General features: G+C 48.5%; 12 protein-coding genes. 11 read left to right on the forward strand and 1 reads right to left on the reverse strand.

Annotation, left to right across the window (positions count from 1 at the left end; translation table 11 throughout):
- The first annotated feature begins 14 nt into the window (after positions 1-14).
- The 3 genes from M3636_RS14060 to M3636_RS14070 all read left to right on the forward strand — a co-directional run bounded on the left by M3636_RS14060 (position 15) and on the right by M3636_RS14070 (position 3,535).
- The gene (locus M3636_RS14060; RefSeq protein WP_251382938.1) at positions 15-1,616 is read left to right on the forward strand and encodes an AraC family transcriptional regulator; all 1,602 of its coding nucleotides are present in this window, start codon (positions 15-17) and stop codon (positions 1,614-1,616) included.
- Between the two features lie 107 nt (positions 1,617-1,723).
- Positions 1,724-2,704: an ABC transporter substrate-binding protein gene (locus M3636_RS14065; protein ID WP_251382939.1), complete on the forward strand. Its 981-nt coding sequence runs from the start codon at positions 1,724-1,726 to the stop codon at positions 2,702-2,704.
- Positions 2,705-3,535, forward strand: coding sequence for a (2Fe-2S)-binding protein (locus tag M3636_RS14070; protein ID WP_251382940.1), 831 nt, complete (start codon positions 2,705-2,707; stop codon positions 3,533-3,535).
- On the opposite strand, the gene M3636_RS14075 is transcribed toward M3636_RS14070, so the two are convergent.
- A complete protein-coding gene (locus M3636_RS14075; RefSeq protein WP_251382941.1) occupies positions 3,524-4,243 on the reverse strand; it encodes a hypothetical protein in 720 nt (239 codons plus the stop codon). The two genes, M3636_RS14070 and M3636_RS14075, sit on opposite strands and share 12 nt — an antisense overlap.
- A gap of 131 nt (positions 4,244-4,374) precedes the next feature.
- On the opposite strand from M3636_RS14075, the gene M3636_RS14080 reads away from it, so the two are divergent.
- The 8 genes from M3636_RS14080 (at position 4,375) to M3636_RS14115 (ending at position 18,980) form a co-directional block, all read left to right on the forward strand.
- A complete protein-coding gene (locus tag M3636_RS14080; RefSeq protein WP_186323521.1) occupies positions 4,375-5,256 on the forward strand; it encodes a helix-turn-helix transcriptional regulator in 882 nt (293 codons plus the stop codon).
- 356 nt (positions 5,257-5,612) lie between these two features.
- Positions 5,613-12,209, forward strand: coding sequence for a beta strand repeat-containing protein (locus M3636_RS14085; RefSeq protein ID WP_483311520.1), 6,597 nt, complete (start codon positions 5,613-5,615; stop codon positions 12,207-12,209).
- A gap of 115 nt (positions 12,210-12,324) precedes the next feature.
- Positions 12,325-12,591, forward strand: coding sequence for a DUF896 domain-containing protein (locus tag M3636_RS14090; protein WP_251382942.1), 267 nt, complete (start codon positions 12,325-12,327; stop codon positions 12,589-12,591).
- Positions 12,592-12,899: 308 nt separating this feature from the next.
- On the forward strand, positions 12,900-14,324 hold the full coding sequence (locus M3636_RS14095) for an NAD(P)-binding domain-containing protein (RefSeq protein WP_353056293.1): 1,425 nt from the start codon (positions 12,900-12,902) through the stop codon (positions 14,322-14,324).
- Between the two features lie 230 nt (positions 14,325-14,554).
- The gene (locus M3636_RS14100; protein ID WP_128101217.1) at positions 14,555-15,037 is read left to right on the forward strand and encodes a hypothetical protein; all 483 of its coding nucleotides are present in this window, start codon (positions 14,555-14,557) and stop codon (positions 15,035-15,037) included.
- A gap of 236 nt (positions 15,038-15,273) precedes the next feature.
- On the forward strand, positions 15,274-16,020 hold the full coding sequence (locus M3636_RS14105) for a DeoR/GlpR family DNA-binding transcription regulator (RefSeq protein ID WP_128101218.1): 747 nt from the start codon (positions 15,274-15,276) through the stop codon (positions 16,018-16,020).
- A 1-nt stretch (position 16,021) separates the two neighbouring features.
- On the forward strand, positions 16,022-16,933 hold the full coding sequence (pfkB, locus tag M3636_RS14110; RefSeq protein WP_251382943.1) for a 1-phosphofructokinase: 912 nt from the start codon (positions 16,022-16,024) through the stop codon (positions 16,931-16,933).
- 79 nt (positions 16,934-17,012) lie between these two features.
- Positions 17,013-18,980 (forward strand): PTS fructose transporter subunit IIABC, encoded by a 1,968-nt coding sequence (locus tag M3636_RS14115; protein ID WP_251382944.1) that lies wholly within the window; start codon positions 17,013-17,015, stop codon positions 18,978-18,980.
- Positions 18,981-19,049 lie beyond the last annotated feature (69 nt).

The raw sequence follows: 19,049 nt of genomic DNA on the forward strand, positions 1-19,049 counted from the left end.
GAAAGGAAGTCAGCATGGAAGAAATGGATTGGATAAAACGACTGGAGCAGCTGTATTTCTCTGCTGTGCATGTCCGTCAATACGGCAGCAAGCCGGGAGAAATTCAGCGAAGAACCTGGAATAGATTTGCCATATGTAGAGTTATCGCTGGAAAGGGAACTCTTATGATTAATGACGTTGTACATACAGTGTCACAAGAGGAATGGTTCCTGTTAAAGCCTGGCATGCATGTGGAGCTCCAGACGTATACGGAGGCACCCGTCCGATATCAGATCATTTTATTTTCGTGTGTGGCACTTACTCGCAGTCAGAATAATTGGCATGCGTCCACGTTTGATTTTCCTGTTATGGGCAAGCTTCACATGTCTTCCAATACACAAGATATTCATGAGCTTATGAATGAACTGGTAAGTGGTAAACGTCCTACAGAGAGTCCAGTAAATCTACGTAGGAAGCATCTTGTGCACCAGTTATTGATACAGCTAATGAATCAGGTCAAGCAAGCAGCTCCACCTGTCGCAGGTATGGATCTGGCTCTTGAATACATGAAGGATCATTATACCGAAGATCTTCGCATGGAGCAGATGGCCCAAATGGCGGGGCTTAGCATGAATCATTTTACCAGAACGTTCAAACGGCAACTTCATATGACGCCAATGGAATATATATTGAAACGACGTATGGCTAAAGCCAAACAATTGCTGTTCTCCTCCGATAAGATTAAAGCGATCGCAGAGCAGGTCGGTTATAAGGACGAGCATTATTTCAGCAGGATGTTCAAGAAGAAGGAAGGCATTGCTCCAACCCTGTATATGAAAAAGAAAGTAAATCGTATCGCTACCACGTATTACGGGTTGGATGATTACGTCATTACGCTTGGTCTGACGCCGGTATCCGCTCTATCCTACGATCAGAGAGTGGCACATCCAGTTGCTATTCCTATGCTCCAAGCACATCGTCATCAGGGGATTATGTTAAACAGCTTCGATGAGAGTTACGACAAGCTGCGAAGGTTGCAACCAGATTTAATCATTACGAGTGACCGACTAGAGCCTAATGAAGCACTGCATCACATTGCCCCTACGACTCTGCTGGAACACAGTAATCATTTTGATGAAAGGCTTCTGTACATGGCTGACATTATGGGACGAACTGAACAGGCTGAGCGGTGGATTGAAGAGCATGCAGAACTAAGTCAGCTGCTTCGAGGGCGCATTCAATCGAGATGGGGAAAGCAGCGTGTGATGTTTCTTCGGGTGACCGCGAGGTTTTACCGAATGTATGGACGCAATAGCCAGACAGGGGCTTTACTATACGATGATCTAGGGTTTCATTTGCCATATCGATTTCCAGAGAAGCAGTGGGCTGTTGAAACTCAATTTGATGCTTTGCGCTTATATGAGGCAGATCATATTTTTGTCATGGTTGATCCGACGGCTGAGGCTCGCGCTCAATTTCGTCAGTTGCAGAGTTCGGCTGAGTGGCTAGCATTGAAGGCAGTTCAAGAGGGTCGTGTATACAATGCAGAGGATATCTTCTTCAAAACGTTAGGGCCCACAGGTCGCATGTGGTCTATGAGATATGTAGCGGAGCAGCTTGGTATTACTGCACGGTGATATTGTCCAAGTGAAGAGAGTGAAATAATCCATGGTAAGCAAGAACTCTTTTCCCTACTATAGTGATAATGATTATTATTATTAAATAGTAGAGGGGTTTTACTAGAATGTTTAGACAGAGAGCATCATGGATCGTACTGATAACCCTGCTTGTGTTTGTTCTAGCGGCATGCGGGAAAACGTCGGAAGTAGCGGAGACTACACCTCAGGATCAGGACACATCGGCAGAACAGAGTGGTACCCAGTCGATTGAACATCTTAAAGGAACAGCAGTTATACCACAAAAAATTGATCGTATGGTCGTCTTGTCTGCTTCTTATATTGATCACATGTTGACGATAGGTGAGAAGCCAGCAGGTGTTAATGTAGAAGTGCGTTATGGAGGAGATTACCTTCCTTATCTTGCAGATCAGTTGGCTGGAGTTCCAATCGTAGGTTCTGCAGACAGCCCTAACTTAGAAGCTATTCTTCAGATTGATCCAGATGTTATCTTAATTGAGAGCCGAACTGCTGAGAACTCGTATGAGCAGTTGGAGAAAATTGCGCCGACCATCGTACTTGGTACCGAATGGCTGGATTATACGGATGATACCACCTATTGGACACAGGACTTGTTAACTATTGCAGGGATGTATGACAAGGTCGATCTGGCCAAAACAAAAATTGCTGAAGTGGAACAACAATCCAGCCAGCTTAAAGCAAAAATTGAACAAATGGATGAGAAGAAATTAGCTTATCTGCGTGTAAGAGAGAAAACATTACAGATCTATGCGGCAAAAGGACATCCAACCAATACGCTGTTGTATCATGATCTTGGATTTGAACCTACTGGAGTGACACCAGCCGAACAACGTGAGGATCTGTCTATGGAGAAGATTGCAGATATTGATGCTGATTTTGTAGTTCTGGAGGTTGACCCAAACGCTGAGGATTATCTAAATGGCATTAACGAAAGCTCCCTTTGGAAGAGTGTCCCTGCGGTCGTTGCGGATCAGGTCTATACAACGGATTCCTTCTGGTTGTTCAAGGGCTGGGGAGTTATCGGACGTAGTGAGATTATCAACGAAATTGAAGATATGATTCAATAGATGGGACGTTATCCAGGTTCAGATCAAGATTCAGCTCCGAAACACTCCGAGCTAGTTGAGGCATTACAACACTTTTTTGTGACGAAGATTAGAAATTCATGGGAGACTTCCGAGTATTCCTTTACGGTGAAAGATCTGCTCAATGAGGAGCGACGAAAATCGTTTCTACGTGAACAGGCTACACAGCAGGGGCTTAAACTTGGAGGCACGGGAAGTGCTGCTGTTGGCACACTTTTTGCGAAGCGTTATTCGGTATGGGTTCTGGCTGTCGTCTCTGCATTCAGTCTGTATGACACCTTACTCCAAATTGAAAACGATGTTGTACGTGTGGAACTGACTGGATCAGGAAGAATGCGTTATGAGAGTCAGTTGGAGCAGTGCTTAGTTGCAAATGCAGATCTTACTAAGCGAAGATCTCAGCTCACCATGCTTAAAGGAAGACTGCAGCTACATCTGGAAACGATCTTTAAGGGTGTAGCTGATGATACGGGAGCGAGTGAGAAGGTCATGTGGGCACTTATTGCACACAATGTGCAACAGCTGTATGCACAAATGATCCATGATGAAAGCATATGGAAAACGGCTGAACGATTAACACGAATACAAGAGGATCGCAGCGTATGGGTTGCTCCGCAAGGTGATACAGAATCTCCGTTTGCGAGTAAGCTAAAATGTTTCGAGCATCCCAGGTGGCAAGGACAGCCGCTTTTGATACGCCGATATTGTTGTTTGGCCTATCAGGTTGGAAGCGGCAGTCATGCGCATGGATACTGCAACAGTTGCCCGAAGTTAGATTCGGAATCCCGATTGCGCAATCTTCTACAATCGTGAGCTAATACATTTGTACCGCATTGTGCGAATCTGTTTCAACTGCTCCATGTTCTCTTCAAAAGTAATATCTGAGGCTCTAGCCAGACCAAGTCCAAAATCTTTTTTATACTTAAATGGGGCTTCCGGATATAGCGCAATAATATGAAGCTGGTTCCACCAAGGGTAGTCTGGATGATGAGTCCATACCTGTTCAGTCTCCAGTGCGTAGAAGCTATGGCACCATCTTCGTTCATTACAAATAAAATGCATGGCTGGTCCATTTCGCTGCATCATGATGTCGCGGAATTGTTCCAATTTATTGAACTCCACATCAACATATTCAACAACCTGCAGCGGCTTAAGCCAGCGTCTGCGGGTTTGTTCACTTTGAATAGGGAAATGGCTACGTGGCGTACTGGAGAGCAATTCCTGACGAACGACGACAGCTTCAGGAAACGGTTGTATACGATCTAGTTCGTTCTGAAGCGAATCGACTTGCTCGCGATGATGAAGTTGCAGAACATGTAGAATGTTCCATACGGGAAAATCACCGTGTTTTTCAGTCGTTATTTTTTGTGTGTACAATTTATAATCTGAAATCATCGTATTCCGATGGCGCTTATAAACGGGAATAACTTGGGTTTCAAGGTATGTGCGATATGGTTTAAGCCTCTGCTTGGGGATGTGAAAGGTGAGTGCAACGTAATAAATATGATCTAGGGATTCCATGTGAACTGCTCCTTGTCGAGGTTAGATATGATTACAAGTTAAAGGATCTTGTTGATGTATATGTTACATGGTCTGCTGATGCACTTGTTAGCTCAATCGGGAGCTTGAATAGCTGAAAAAGGAGGATGCACATGACGACATTTGATGTTCCAGAACATGTAGGGAGTGGGCTGTTTCAATCGTTAAGGCTGGGATCACAAGCCACATGGTCATGGTCAGATCTTACCCCACGCCGGAATACATTCGTAGACGAGCAAGGTGAACATGCAGGGGTTGTGCTTGCTTTTAACCTTATGGGTGAGCAGAGATGGCGCAATCGAGATACGGGGCGTGAGCATCTTTTACCAGAGAATTATTTCGGGATATACGATGGTGGTGCATATGCGGCGACCAATACATATGAAGAAAATGAGCGCAGTATGCAAATGGGGTTCCAGATCGCTCCTGGATTCTGTTCCATACTGTTCGAGAAGATTCGGGAGACCGGAGCAATTAGCAACTTCAATCATGTGCCTAGAATAGCCGGAATGGACATCCCGCCTGTAGCCCGTCGTGTTATACAGGACATGCTGGGATGTACATATTCTGATGACCTTCGTGAACATTATTTGCAAGCCAAGTTGACGGAATTAATCGTCGTGCTTACTGGAGAGCTGACCGATCGCCCACAGCCGCAATTGCCAGAGATAAAGTTAAGTGATTCCGACCGGGCTGGGCTGAAGGAGGTAAAGCGAATACTAAATGCTTGTTATGCAGATTCACCTACGATTCCGGAGTTGGTTCGACCCGCAATGATGAATGAAAATAAGCTGAAACGAGCATTCAAGCAGCAATACGGGAAGTCCATTCATGCATATGTCATTGAGAAACGAATGGAGAAAGCGCACGAGTTGTTGGAAAGTGGCAAAGTTAGTGTATCAGAGGCGGCTCATCAGGTAGGGTACACGAATACAAGTTACTTCATCAGCAGATTCAGAAAAATGTACGGTACTAATCCGGGCACACTGAAATGATGGAGTATTTTGGTTTTTAATATGAATGACGCACAGAGCAAGTCCCTTGCATAGAGTGTACTATTGCCAAATTCGGAGATTGGACGTGGAGTACAAGAAGGAGGGATGATCTGATGAGCTATTCATATAAAAAGAAGTGCAAAAATGTTTCAAGCCGCCGAGGCAGACGAAAAGTTAAAAAATCAACAGTGCGCTTCATCCAAAAGAAAAAAAAGAAGTTATCTCACGTAAACAGGTGTAAACGTAAAAAGAAGAAAAGCCACAGAATTCTTCTCCTTCGAGGACCACGAGGTTATCCAGGGATTAGGGGAAGTACTGGAGCAACTGGTACTACCGGAAAAACGGGAGCTACAGGCTTGGTAGGTACGACCGGTGTTACCGGCTCAACAGGAGTTACTGGTATTACTGGAGTAACCGGAGCTACGGGCGCGACTGGTACTATAGGTATAACAGGAATCACTGGAACTACAGGCGCGACAGGAACCACAGGTTTAACCGTTGTAACAGGAAGTAGTGGTTCAACAGGTGCCACGGGAGTCACCGGATTAACAGGAACTACGGGTGTGGGTATAACAGGAGCAACTGGTGCAACGGGCACTACAGGAACAACAGGTGTCACCGGGGCAACAGGTAGTGCGGGTGAAAGTATAACAGGAGCGACTGGTGCAACTGGCTCTACAGGAACTATGGGAGTCACCGGAGCAACTGGAAGTACGGGTGAAGGAATAACAGGAGCGACTGGTGCGACGGGCATTACAGGTACAACTGGGGTTACCGGAGTAACCGGAAGCACGGGTGAAGGAATAACAGGAGCGACTGGTGCGACCGGCTCTACAGGAACAACGGGATTTACTGGAGTAACCGGAAGTACGGGTGAAGGAACAACGGGGGCAACTGGTGCAACAGGCACTGCAGGCGCGACGGGAGTTACCGGAGTAACCGGAAGCACGGGTGAAGGAATAACCGGAGCGACTGGTGCGACCGGCTCTACAGGAACAACGGGAGTTACTGGAGTAACCGGAAGTACAGGCGAAAGTATAACGGGAGCAACTGGTGCGACCGGCTCTACAGGAACAACGGGAGTTACTGGAGTAACCGGAAGTACAGGTGAAAGTATAACGGGAGCTACCGGTGCGACTGGAACTACAGGCGTGACGGGAGTCACTGGATCAACAGGAAGTACGGGAGTAGGCACAACGGGAGCAACTGGTGCAACCGGTACTGCAGGCGCGACGGGAGTCACTGGAGTAACAGGAAGTACAGGTGTCGGTATAACAGGGGCAACGGGTGCAACAGGAAGTACTGGAGTCACTGGAAATACGGGTGAAAGTATAACGGGAACAACAGGTGCAACCGGTACTACAGGAACAACGGGAGTCACCGGAGCAACAGGAAGTACGGGCGTAGGAATAACAGGAGCAACTGGTGCGACTGGCACAACAGGGGTTACTGGAGTAACCGGAATAACGGGAGCAACTGGTGTGACTGGAACTACAGGTGCTACAGGTGCGACGGGAGTTACCGGATCAACCGGAAGCACGGGTGTCGGTATAACCGGAGCCATTGGTGCGACCGGTGCTACAGGCGTGACGGGAGTTACCGGAACAACAGGAACAACGGGAGTCACTGGAGTAACCGGAAGTACGGGTGAAGGAATAACAGGAGTGACTGGTGCAACTGGTGCTGCAGGTGCGACGGGGGTTACCGGAGCAATAGGAAGTACGGGTGTCGGTATTACAGGAGAGACTGGTGCAACAGGTACTGCAGGCGCGACGGGAGTTACTGGAGCAACCGGAAGCACGGGTGTGGGTATAACGGGAGCGACTGGTGCAACAGGTACTGCAGGCACAACAGGGGTAACTGGAGTAACAGGAAGTACAGGTGTTGGTATAACCGGAGCCACTGGTGCGACCGGTGCTACAGGCGTGACGGGAGTAACCGGATCAACAGGAAGTACGGGTGTGGGTATAACGGGAGCAACTGGTGCAACGGGCACTGCAGGAACTACGGGAGTCACCGGAGCAACCGGAAGTACGGGTGAAAGTATAACAGGAGCGACTGGTGCAACTGGCGCAACGGGTACTGCAGGCGTGACGGGAGTCACTGGAGCAATAGGAAGTACAGGTGTGGGTATAACAGGGGCAACTGGTGCAACTGGTGCTGCAGGTGCAACGGGGGTTACCGGAGCAACAGGAAGTACAGGAGAAGGGATAACGGGAGTGACCGGTGCGACTGGAACTACGGGTGTTACGGGAGTCACCGGAGTCACCGGAGCAACGGGAAGTACAGGCGAAGGAATAACAGGAGCGATTGGTGCGACCGGCTCTACAGGAACATCAGGAGTCACTGGAGTAACAGGAAGTACGGGTGAAGGAATAACAGGAGCGACTGGTGCAACGGGCACAGCAGGAACAACAGGAGTCACAGGAGCAACAGGAAGTACAGGTGTGGGTATAACGGGAGCTACTGGTGTAACTGGCGCTGCAGGAGCAACGGGATTCACTGGAGTAACCGGAAGTACGGGTGAAAGTATAACGGGAGCAACTGGCGCTGCAGGCGCGACGGGAGTAACCGGAGTAACCGGAGCAACGGGAAGTACAGGCGAAGGAATAACAGGCCCAACTGGTGCAACAGGTACTGCAGGCGCGACGGGAGTTACTGGAGCAACCGGAAGCACGGGTGTGGGTATAACAGGTGCGAATGGTGCGACGGGCATTACAGGTACAACTGGGGTTACCGGAGTAACAGGAAGTACAGGTGTGGGTATAACGGGAGCGACTGGTGTGACCGGTGCAACAGGTGCGACGGGAGTTACCGGAGTAACAGGAAGTACAGGTGAAGGAATAACAGGAGCAACGGGTGCAACTGGCGCTGCAGGTGAGACGGGAGTTACCGGAGTAACTGGAAGCACGGGTGAAGGAATAACAGGAGCAACAGGCGCAACTGGTTCTGCAGGAGCGACGGGAGTCACTGGAGTAACCGGAAGTACGGGAGTAGGAATAGCAGGAGCAACTGGTGCGACTGGCACTACAGGCGTGACGGGACTCACGGGAGCGACAGGAGTTACCGGTATTGCAGGTGCGACAGGAGACACTGGAGCGACGGGAAGTACAGGTGTAGGAATAACAGGAGCGACGGGTGCAACCGGCACTGCAGGAACAACGGGCTCGACAGGAAGCACAGGTTTAACTGGTGTAACAGGAAGTAGTGGTGCAACAGGTGCGATGGGAGTCACTGGAGCAACAGGAAGTACAGGAGAAAGTATAACAGGTGCGACTGGTGTGACTGGCTCTACAGGAACAACGGGAGTTACTGGAGTAACAGGAAGTACGGGTGAAAGTATAACGGGAGCGACAGGTGCGACCGGTATTGCAGGTGCGACAGGAGACACTGGAGCGACGGGAAACACAGGTATAGGTATAACGGGAGCGACAGGCGCAACCGGGACTGCAGGTGCGACAGGAGACACTGGAGCAACCGGAAGTACAGGTATCGGTATAACGGGCACTACAGGAACGACGGGAGTCACCGGAGTAACGGGAAGTACGGGTGAAGGTATAACGGGAGCAACTGGTGCGACCGGCACTGCAGGTGAGACGGGAGTCACCGGAGTAACGGGAAGTACGGGTGAAGGTATAACGGGAGCAACTGGTGCGACCGGCACTGCAGGTGAGACGGGAGTTACTGGAGTAACAGGAAGTACAGGAGTAGGAATAACCGGGGCAACTGGTGCGACCGGTACTACAGGCCCGACGGGGATCACCGGAGCAACGGGAAGTACAGGAGTAAGTATAACAGGAGCGACTGGTGCGACCGGCATTACAGGTACAACTGGGGTTACCGGAGTAACCGGAAGCACGGGTGAAGGAATAACAGGAGCGACGGGTGCAACCGGGACTGCAGGTGCGACAGGAGCGACGGGTGCAACCGGGACTGCAGGTGCGACAGGAGCGACGGGTGCAACCGGGACTGCAGGTGCGACAGGAGCGACGGGTGCAACCGGGACTGCAGGTGCGACAGGAGTTACCGGAGCAACAGGAAGTACAGGTGAAGGAATAACGGGAGCAACTGGTGCAACCGGTACTGCAGGTGAGACGGGAGTTACCGGAACAACAGGAAGTACGGGAATAGGAATAACAGGCCCAACTGGTGCAACCGGGACTGCAGGTGCGACGGGAGTCACCGGATCAACAGGAAGTACAGGTGTTGGTATAACGGGAGCAACTGGTGCAACCGGCATTGCAGGCGTGACGGGAGTTACCGGATCAACAGGAAGTACGGGTGTCGGAATAACGGGCACTACAGGAGCGACGGGAGCCACCGGTGTAACTGGAAGTACGGGAGTAGGTGTAACCGGAGCAACAGGTGCGACCGGCACTACTGGCACGACGGGAATCACCGGAGCAACGGGAAGTACGGGAGCAACTGGTGCAACTGGTACTGCAGGTGAGACGGGGGTTACCGGATCAACAGGAAGTACGGGTGTCGGTATTACAGGAGCGACTGGTGCAACCGGCATTGCAGGTGCGACGGGAGTTACCGGAGTAACGGGAATTACGGGTGTGGGTATAACAGGAGCAACCGGCACAACTGGTTCTGCAGGAGCGACGGGAGTCACTGGAGTAACCGGAAGTACGGGTGAAGGAATAACAGGAGCAACAGGTGCGACTGGCACTACTGGCGTGACGGGACTCACCGGAGTAACGGGAATTACGGGTGAAGGTATAACGGGAGCGACAGGTGCGACTGGCACTACAGGCGTGACGGGACTCACGGGAGCGACAGGAGTTACCGGTATTGCAGGTGCGACAGGAGACACTGGAGCAACGGGAAGTACAGGAGAAGGAATAACGGGAGCAGCTGGTGCGACCGGTACTACAGGAACGACAGGGATCACCGGAGTAACAGGAAGTACGGGAGTAGGAATAACGGGAGCAACTGGTGCGACTGGGACTGCAGGTGCGACAGGAGTTACCGGAGTAACGGGAAGTACAGGTGTGGGAATAACAGGAGAGACGGGTGCGACCGGTATTGCAGGTGCGACAGGAGACACTGGAGCAACGGGAAGCACAGGTGTGGGAATAACAGGAGCAACCGGAGCCACAGGTTTGGTAGGAACGACAGGTGATACCGGCTCAACTGGAAGCACCGGCACAACAGGAGCTACAGGGAGTACAGGAACCACGGGAGGACCAGGAAACACAGGAGCAACAGGAAGTACAGGTGTAGGTATAACGGGAGCGACGGGTGCAACCGGGACTGCAGGTGCGACGGGGATCACCGGAGTAACGGGAAGTACAGGAGAAGGAATAACAGGAGAGACGGGTGCGACTGGCACTACAGGCGCGACGGGAGTCACTGGAGTAACGGGAAGTACAGGAACAACTGGCATCACCGGAGTAACCGGAGAAACTGGAGCGACAGGTGGGGCCGGATCTACAGGCGTGACGGGAGTCACTGGAGCAACAGGAATTACAGGAGAAGGAATAACGGGTTCAACTGGAAGTACCGGAACGACAGGAGTTACAGGGAATACAGGCGTGACTGGACTCACGGGAGTAACAGGAAGTACGGGTGAGGGAATAACGGGAGCGACAGGTGCGACCGGCACTACAGGCGCGACTGGTGCAACCGGCATTGCAGGTGCGACGGGAGTTACCGGAGTAACAGGAAGTACAGGTGTTGGTATAACGGGAGCAACTGGTGCAACCGGCATTGCAGGTGCGACGGGAGTTACCGGAGCAACGGGAAGTACGGGTGAAGGTATAACAGGAGCAACTGGTGTGACCGGTGCTACAGGTACAACAGGAAGTAGCGGTTCAACAGGTGCCACGGGAGTTACTGGAGCAACAGGAAGCACGGGTGTCGGTATAACCGGAGCCACTGGTGCGACCGGTGCTACAGGCGTGACAGGAGTTACCGGAGTAACAGGAAGTACAGGAGTAGGGATAACGGGAGCAACTGGTACAACTGGTACTACAGGCGTGACGGGGTTCACAGGAATAACAGGAAGTACGGGTGAAGGTGTAACGGGAGCGACTGGTGCAACCGGCTTTACAGGCGTGACGGGAGTCACTGGAGTAACGGGAAGTACGGGTGTCGGAATAACAGGAGCAACTGGTGTAACGGGCTCTACAGGAACGACGGGGACCACCGGAGCAACAGGAAGTACAGGTGTGGGTATAACCGGAGCGACAGGTGCGACCGGTACTATAGGAACGACAGGGGTCACCGGAGCAACGGGAATTACGGGTGTCGGAATAACCGGAGCAACCGGTGCAACGGGCACTACAGGAGCGACGGGAGCCACCGGAGTAATCGGAAGTACGGGAGTAGGTATAACAGGAGCAACAGGTGCGACCGGCACTACAGGAACGACGGGAACAACGGGCGCGACAGGAACCACAGGAACCACAGGTATAACTGGTGCAACGGGAAGTACAGGAGCAACAGGTGCGACGGGACCGAACTTTGCCACACAAGGATTCTCTGCATTCCTTGCAACTCTTTCTACAGCAACAAGTACTCAGTTAACCAACTGGACGACTACTAGTCCTTATTACGGCAATGCCAACTTTAATGCAACGACAGGCAATTATACAGTTCCCGTGACGGGAAGGTATTCTATTGAAGCTACAATCAATTATGCAACGACCGCGGCCATAGCCTTATCGTTAGGTGCTGGGGTTAACCCTGCTTTTCTTGTCCAAAGAACATCCCCCACAGTAACGACACTGGTGAGTGGATTATTACCGATTTTGAATGTGGCGGTTACACTACTAACGCTACGCGCGGTCCTAGGAAGCAGTTCGGTTACATTAGCAGTGGAAGTGGAATTAAACGCAGGAGATGTGATTGGGTTGTTCTATGCTGCAAATGGATTGACGGTCACGTTAAATCTAGGTAGCGGTGCAACAAATGGAATTGTATGGTCAGTACACCAGATGACCTGATTACTGCTTCAGAGTCATGAGCCTATAGACAAATCCGTAAAGTTGTATTAACTTAGTTTGAAGATATTCGAAATATCTGTTTGAACATTGCAGTAACAAAAGTGAGGTGAATGTCATGATTCCTATTTTGGGACGTATCAACGAATTAAGTAGAAAACAACGTAGCAGCACTGGGCTGACGCAAGCAGAACAACAAGAACAGCAAGAACTGAGAAAAGAGTATTTGCAGGCGATTCGAGGTCAAGTACTTACAACCATGTTAGGCGTGTCCGTTGTCGATCCACTGGGCAATGACGTGACACCTGAGAAATTAATTATTGAAAAAGTGCAGCGCCGTAAACAGACGGAGCATTGGACTCATAGTGAAGACAGATCAAGGTAATTTCTTGGTCTGTCTTTTTTGTATTTGTAGACTTACTTGTACGAGGAAGAAAAGTAAACCAGCTATCTCCATCTTTGATGAGGTGCTTCGTGTAAATTAACAAGTATGATCCTTATTTTTAGACTTAATGACAAGAAATCTATCATCAACTTCAAATGAAGTATCACAACTCATATAATAACGCTAATCTATTTCCATACGGACATGAGAAATAATGAGGAAAACGAACAAAACGAACAAAACGAACAAAACGAACAATGAATGAAAAATAAACTGACAGTCTTGCACCAGGAAAGGGTTGATGCGTTGTGAGCCTTGAAACATTGAATGAACGTGTTATGCATGATCTTGCTTGTTTGTCATATGGTGGTGCAGACTGGACGTGTACAAGAGAACATACAGAAGGTCATGTGTATGATGTCGTTATTGTGGGCGGGGGACAGAGTGGACTTGGGGCTGCGTTTGGCCTTCTTCGTGAACGAATCTCCAACATCGTTGTTATTGACGAGAACGAAGCTGGATTCGAAGGGCCATGGGAGACTTATGCCCGAATGGTTACGTTGCGTACGCCTAAACATCTGACCTCCATTGATCTGGGCATCCCATCGTTAACCTTTCGTTCCTGGTGGGAAGCGCAGACCGGGCGTGATGGCTGGGAAGAGGTAGATAAAATTCCCCGTGGGGATTGGATGAACTATTTACGCTGGTACCGGAAAGTATTGAAGCTTCCTGTGATGAATGAGGTGAAATTGACACTGGTTGAGCCTACGGAACATGGAGTATACCGACTTCGGGTAAATAGAGCAGGACAGAAAGATATCATCCTTGCACGTAAAGTGGTGCTTGCGACTGGAATTCAAGGGGGAGGCGAGTGGCATGTGCCGCCGATGATTGCAGATAAGTTGCCTCGGGAGCTGTATGCACATACTTCTGAAGTGATTGATTTTGAACGAATGAAGGGGAAAAAGATTGCTGTGCTTGGTGGGGGCGCCTCTGCTTTTGATAATGCAAGCCATGCGCTCGCTACCGGTGTGGCAGAAGCCCATGTATTCGTACGCCGAGAACAGCTTCCCCGTGTGAATCCGATTCGTCAGATGGAGCAGTCAGGCATGATTGAACGTTTCCATGCCCTGCCTACTTCAGATAAATATGCGGTCATCTCACATTTCTTCAAGTTTAATCAGCCGCCAACGAATGATACGTTTAATCGAGCAGCGGTCTGGCCTGGATTCAGACTACATCTGAACTCGCCATGGCAGAATGTCCAGGTTCAAGGCAATGAGGTAATTATCACAACAGAGCAAGGAAGCTTCACGTTTGATTTTCTAGTGATTAGCACAGGCTTAATCAGTGATCCGGCTCTTCGTCCAGAGCTGAAATTAGTGGAAGGGCATATAGCACGCTGGGAAGACCGTTACGAGGCACCTGTAGAACATCGGAATGCTTTACTTGATGCCCACCCTTATTTAACTCCAGGCTTTGCGTTGACAAGTCGAGATGAGGAGGGAGCTTCTCAGTTACACGGACTCTTTGTGTTCAATTATTCTGCACTGGCAAGCTGCGGTTTATCCGCGTCGGCTATATCGGGAACCAGAAGTGCAATCCCGAAGTTAGTATCCGCCATAGCGGATCAGCTCTTTTTGGACGATCGAGATATGATATTACAACGCTTTTTTGCTTATAATGAGCAGGAGTTCACAGCCACATGGGCAGAGAATGCTTCACTGAAATGAAAGTCATTTTGAAGCGATAGGAATTTGTAGAGTGATTTAGGTCTGTTCGAGACTCGAATCATTTAATATTACCCAGTAACTTCAGAATACATTTAGTTGAGTATACTAAACGTGTGCGAGGAATCAGCATACGTTTTTTTGCTTTTTTTGTGCAATAATCTTACACTTCCCGACGATTTGTTGTAAAATGTCGATTGGAACACGTTAGAAGGCAGGTGTATGTACTAGACATGGTTGAGGTTCAAATGAGTTATGAACAATTCAGAGCACATCTAAAAAAAGCTTCGCGGCAGCGTAACGTACCGATTATTAAAATCGTTGCCTTTCAAGAAAAGTATATGAAGATTGAAGAGGTTCAATTTTTCGATGTAGAGAAAAACTACATGAGTGTTCAGGCATGTAATACCGTATGGATGAATCTGGGGAATAAGTCGTTTCACAACCTGGTGTCTCAATACTTGAATGATTTTAAGAATATGGAGAACCTTGGACGAAGTTCATTCGAGAATTTGATCAGAGAATTATATGATACTGCTGTGCCTATACTTATAAACTATGATCCAAATCAATACTACACGTCAGCCCAGTTGGCAGAAATTTTGGCAATCGACGAGGGTAAGCTGATTGAGCAACTGGAGATGGGACGTTACAAAGGTGCGTTCATCAATGAAGAGGGGCAGTGGCTTAAGCCTAAACCGCAGATGAATGGATAAAGGGAAATCCTGTAGTGCAGCAGAACGTTGCATTTCAGGATTTTTATCGTTCTATTATAGAATCTATATCGTTCAGGTTTTGAATGAATTTGAACGTTTGGGGTTATTATGGTTCAATATTGAAAGGTTAGCACGTCGAAATTTGCATGTTTTTGAAGGTTTATAAATTATTTTGAATGAAAATGATTGTTTTTTGCTGGATTTATGATACTATAGAAGCAGTTGGAGGAATGAAGATGCTGACTGAAGAACGATATGCTGCAATTATAGAGCGCTTACATTTACAGGGAATTGTGAAATTACAGGAGCTTGTCGATGTACTTGGCGCCTCTGAATCAACAATCAGGCGTGATCTTATCGATTTGGAAAGTCGTCAGATGCTCAAGCGAATTCATGGCGGCGCTGCATTGGTGAATGAGAAGTCATTGGAACCTGGCATGGAAGAGAAAACGTTCAAAAACATCCAACAGAAGGTGACGATTGCTCGTTTGGCTGCTCAGGAAATCCAAAATGGCGAATGTGTCTATCTCGATGCAGGGACAACGACCCTTGCCATGATTCCATTTATTGAAGCAAAAGATGTCACGGTTGTGACGAATGGACTTTCTCATGTAGAAGCCTTGGTAAGCAAGCGGATTCGTAGCTACCTGCTTGGGGGCATGATGAAAATCCATACAAAAGCTGTGATAGGCAGTATTGCGTTACAGAACATGGATAATTTCCGCTTCGATAAATGTTTCCTTGGAACGAACGGGGTAGATGCCGAAATGGGGTATACAACTCCCGATCCGGAGGAAGCCTTGATTAAAAGGCGTGCACATCAGTTGTCGGGAAAATCTTACGTGCTGGCTGACTCCAGCAAAATCGGGGAAATAACTTTTGCCAAATTGTTTGATTTGGAAGAGGCAGATCTGATTACGGAGCAGTTACCAGAACACTGGCGGCTCTTAATCGCCCAGAAAACTAAAATAATCGAGGGATAACATGATATATACGTTAACACTTAATCCTTCCATCGATTATATCGTGGAAGTGGATGATCTGAAACTTGGTGGACTGAATCGAATGAACCGGGACTTGAAACTTCCGGGTGGTAAAGGGATTAACGTATCCCGCATTCTGAATCAGCTTGGTGCCACAAACACAGCATTTGGATTCCTTGGTGGGTTCACAGGACGTTTCATTAATGATCGATTGCAGGAAGAAGCGATCCGCACTGATTTTGTTACCATTTCAGATGACACACGCATCAATATTAAGTTGAAGCATGGTGAGGAGACAGAGATCAACGGACTAGGGCCTGCGATTAGCTCCGAAGAGTCAGAGCAATTGCTTCAGAAGATGTCAGGACTACAGCAAGGGGATATCGTTATTCTTTCGGGAAGTGTACCACCTGCTCTAGGGTCTGATTTCTATGATCGTTTGATCAAGGTATGTAAACAAGCTGGCGCCGAGTTCGTAATTGATACAACAGGCAAGGCGTTGATGGAGGCTCTTGTCCATGAACCATTGCTTGTGAAGCCGAATCATCATGAACTTGCAGAACTGTTCGGCGTAACGATTGAAACGCGTGAAGAACTCATAACCTATGGTCGCAGACTATTAGAAGCAGGCGCTAAGCATGTCCTTATTTCCATGGCTGGTGAGGGAGCACTATTCATTACGCAGGAAGAGGTTCATCATGCCAATGTTCCAAAAGGTGTCGTTAAAAACTCGGTAGGTGCCGGAGATTCCATGATTGGTGGATTTGTGGGTACTTACGTTCTGAACGGTGATTTGCTGGAAGCCTTCCGTACAGGTGTTGCATCTGGAAGTGCTACTGCGTTCTCTGATGACCTTGCCACTAGAGATCTTATCGATGAATTACGCACGCAAGTCAGCATTACTAAAATTTAGTTGATCTACAGAAGGTTTGCATTGTATACATGATCGGCCTGCGAATGCAGGTCGACTGAACCTAAGGGAGTGTACCAAAATGAGAATAACAGATCTGATGATCCAAGAAACGATGATCATGGATTTACAAGCGACAACAAAAGATGAAGCGATTGATGAATTAATTGCGAGTCTGAACAAAAGTGGACGAATCAATGATCCCGTATTGTTCAAAGAGATGATCTATAAACGTGAAGCTGAATCCAGCACAGGTATTGGCGGCGGAATTGCTATGCCACATGCCAAAACATCCGCAGTTAATGAACCAACGGTTGTATTTGCAAAAAGCCGTAAAGGTCTTGACTTTGCAGCATTGGATGACGAGCCAGCTCATGTGTTTTTTATGATTGCAGCACCAGAAGGTGCGGGTAATACACATTTGCGTACACTTGCTGCACTTTCCAGGTTGTTGATTGATAGCGATTTCATCTCGCAGTTGATGAGCACGGATACACCGGCAGAAGTTAGCGCATTGTTCGATGCCAAGCAAGCTGAAGAGGCGAAGAAAGAGGAAGCTAAAGAGAAAGCAAAAGCAGAGAAAGCGGCCGCAGCGGCAGCTAATGCATCAGCTAACAAAGAGCAAAACTCTGGTGTGATTGTTGGGAATGCTGACTCTGAGGACTTTGTCGTTGCGGTTACGGCGTGTCCAACAGGCATCGCCCACACGTTTATGGCAGAAGATGCACTTAAGAAAAAAGCACAAGAGATGGGCATTAACATCCGTGTAGAGACGAATGGTTCTGAAGGTGCTCAGAATGTTCTGACTGCTGATGAAATTGCTCGTGCCAAAGGCGTTATCGTGGCAGCAGACAAAAATGTAGAGATGGCTCGTTTTGATGGGAAGCCGGTTCTGCAAAGACCTGTAAGTGACGGTATCCGCAAATCCGAAGAACTGATTCGCAAGGCCGTTAACGGCGATGCACCGATCTATCGTAGTCAGGGTGCAGCTGGCAAGAATGACGAAGCCACAGCAGGTAAAATGAGTGTAGGTAGCAAAATCTACAAAGACCTGATGAACGGGATTTCTCACATGCTTCCATTCGTCGTGGGTGGTGGTATCCTGCTGGCGATTTCCTTCCTGATTGAGCAAATTGCAAGCCCGGAAAACCCACTTGTACAATTGCTGCAAACAATCGGTGGTGGCACAGGTGCATTCCACTTCTTGATCCCTGTCCTTGCTGGTTTTATCGCGATGAGTATCGGTGATCGTCCAGCCTTAATGCCAGGTATGGTCGGTGGTTTGATGGCCGTGAACTCTAATGCTGGTTTCCTTGGCGGACTTGCTGCCGGTTTCCTAGCAGGTTATGTCATCATTGGGCTGCGTAAGGCACTCAAAGGATTGCCAAAAGCAATTGATGGTCTGAAACCAATCCTGTTGTACCCGGTGCTTGGTCTGTTGATCGTGGGTGCCGTGAGTTACTATATCTTTGATCCAATCTTCGGTTCCCTGAACACATGGCTTGTTGATGCACTTGGTAATATTGGTACAGGTAATGCAGTACTGCTTGGCTTGTTGCTTGGTGGCATGATGTCCATTGATATGGGTGGACCGTTCAATAAAGCGGCATATACTTTTGCGATTGGTGTCTTCACATCCAGTGGTAACACAGATGGTGCTTGGATGGCTGCTGTTATGGCAGGCGGTATGGTACCACCATTGGCGATTGCTTTAGCAACAACATTCTTCAAATCTAAGTTTACAGATCAAGAACGTAAATCTGGTTTGACGAACTACGTACTGGGATTCTCGTTCATTACAGAAGGTGCTATTCCATTTGCAGCTGCAGATCCGCTTCGTGTACTGACATCTTGCATCCTTGGTTCGGCTGTTGCGGGTGGACTGACACAATTATGGAGTATTAACGTACCGGCTCCACACGGAGGAATCTTCGTTGCATTCTTGGCAAACCATGCCCTGTTGTTCCTGCTTGCAGTAGCAATTGGTGCAGTGATCTCAGGTCTGATTCTGGGATTGTGGAAGTCGAAATTGCCTAAGGTTGTAAAATAATAAAACAAGTTCAACAATAGCTTAATAATTAAATGAGCACTTTCTGAGTAACGTTTACTCGGAAGGTGC

The organism is Paenibacillus sp. MER 99-2 (assembly GCF_023714095.1).
GTDB lineage: Bacteria > Bacillota > Bacilli > Paenibacillales > Paenibacillaceae > Paenibacillus.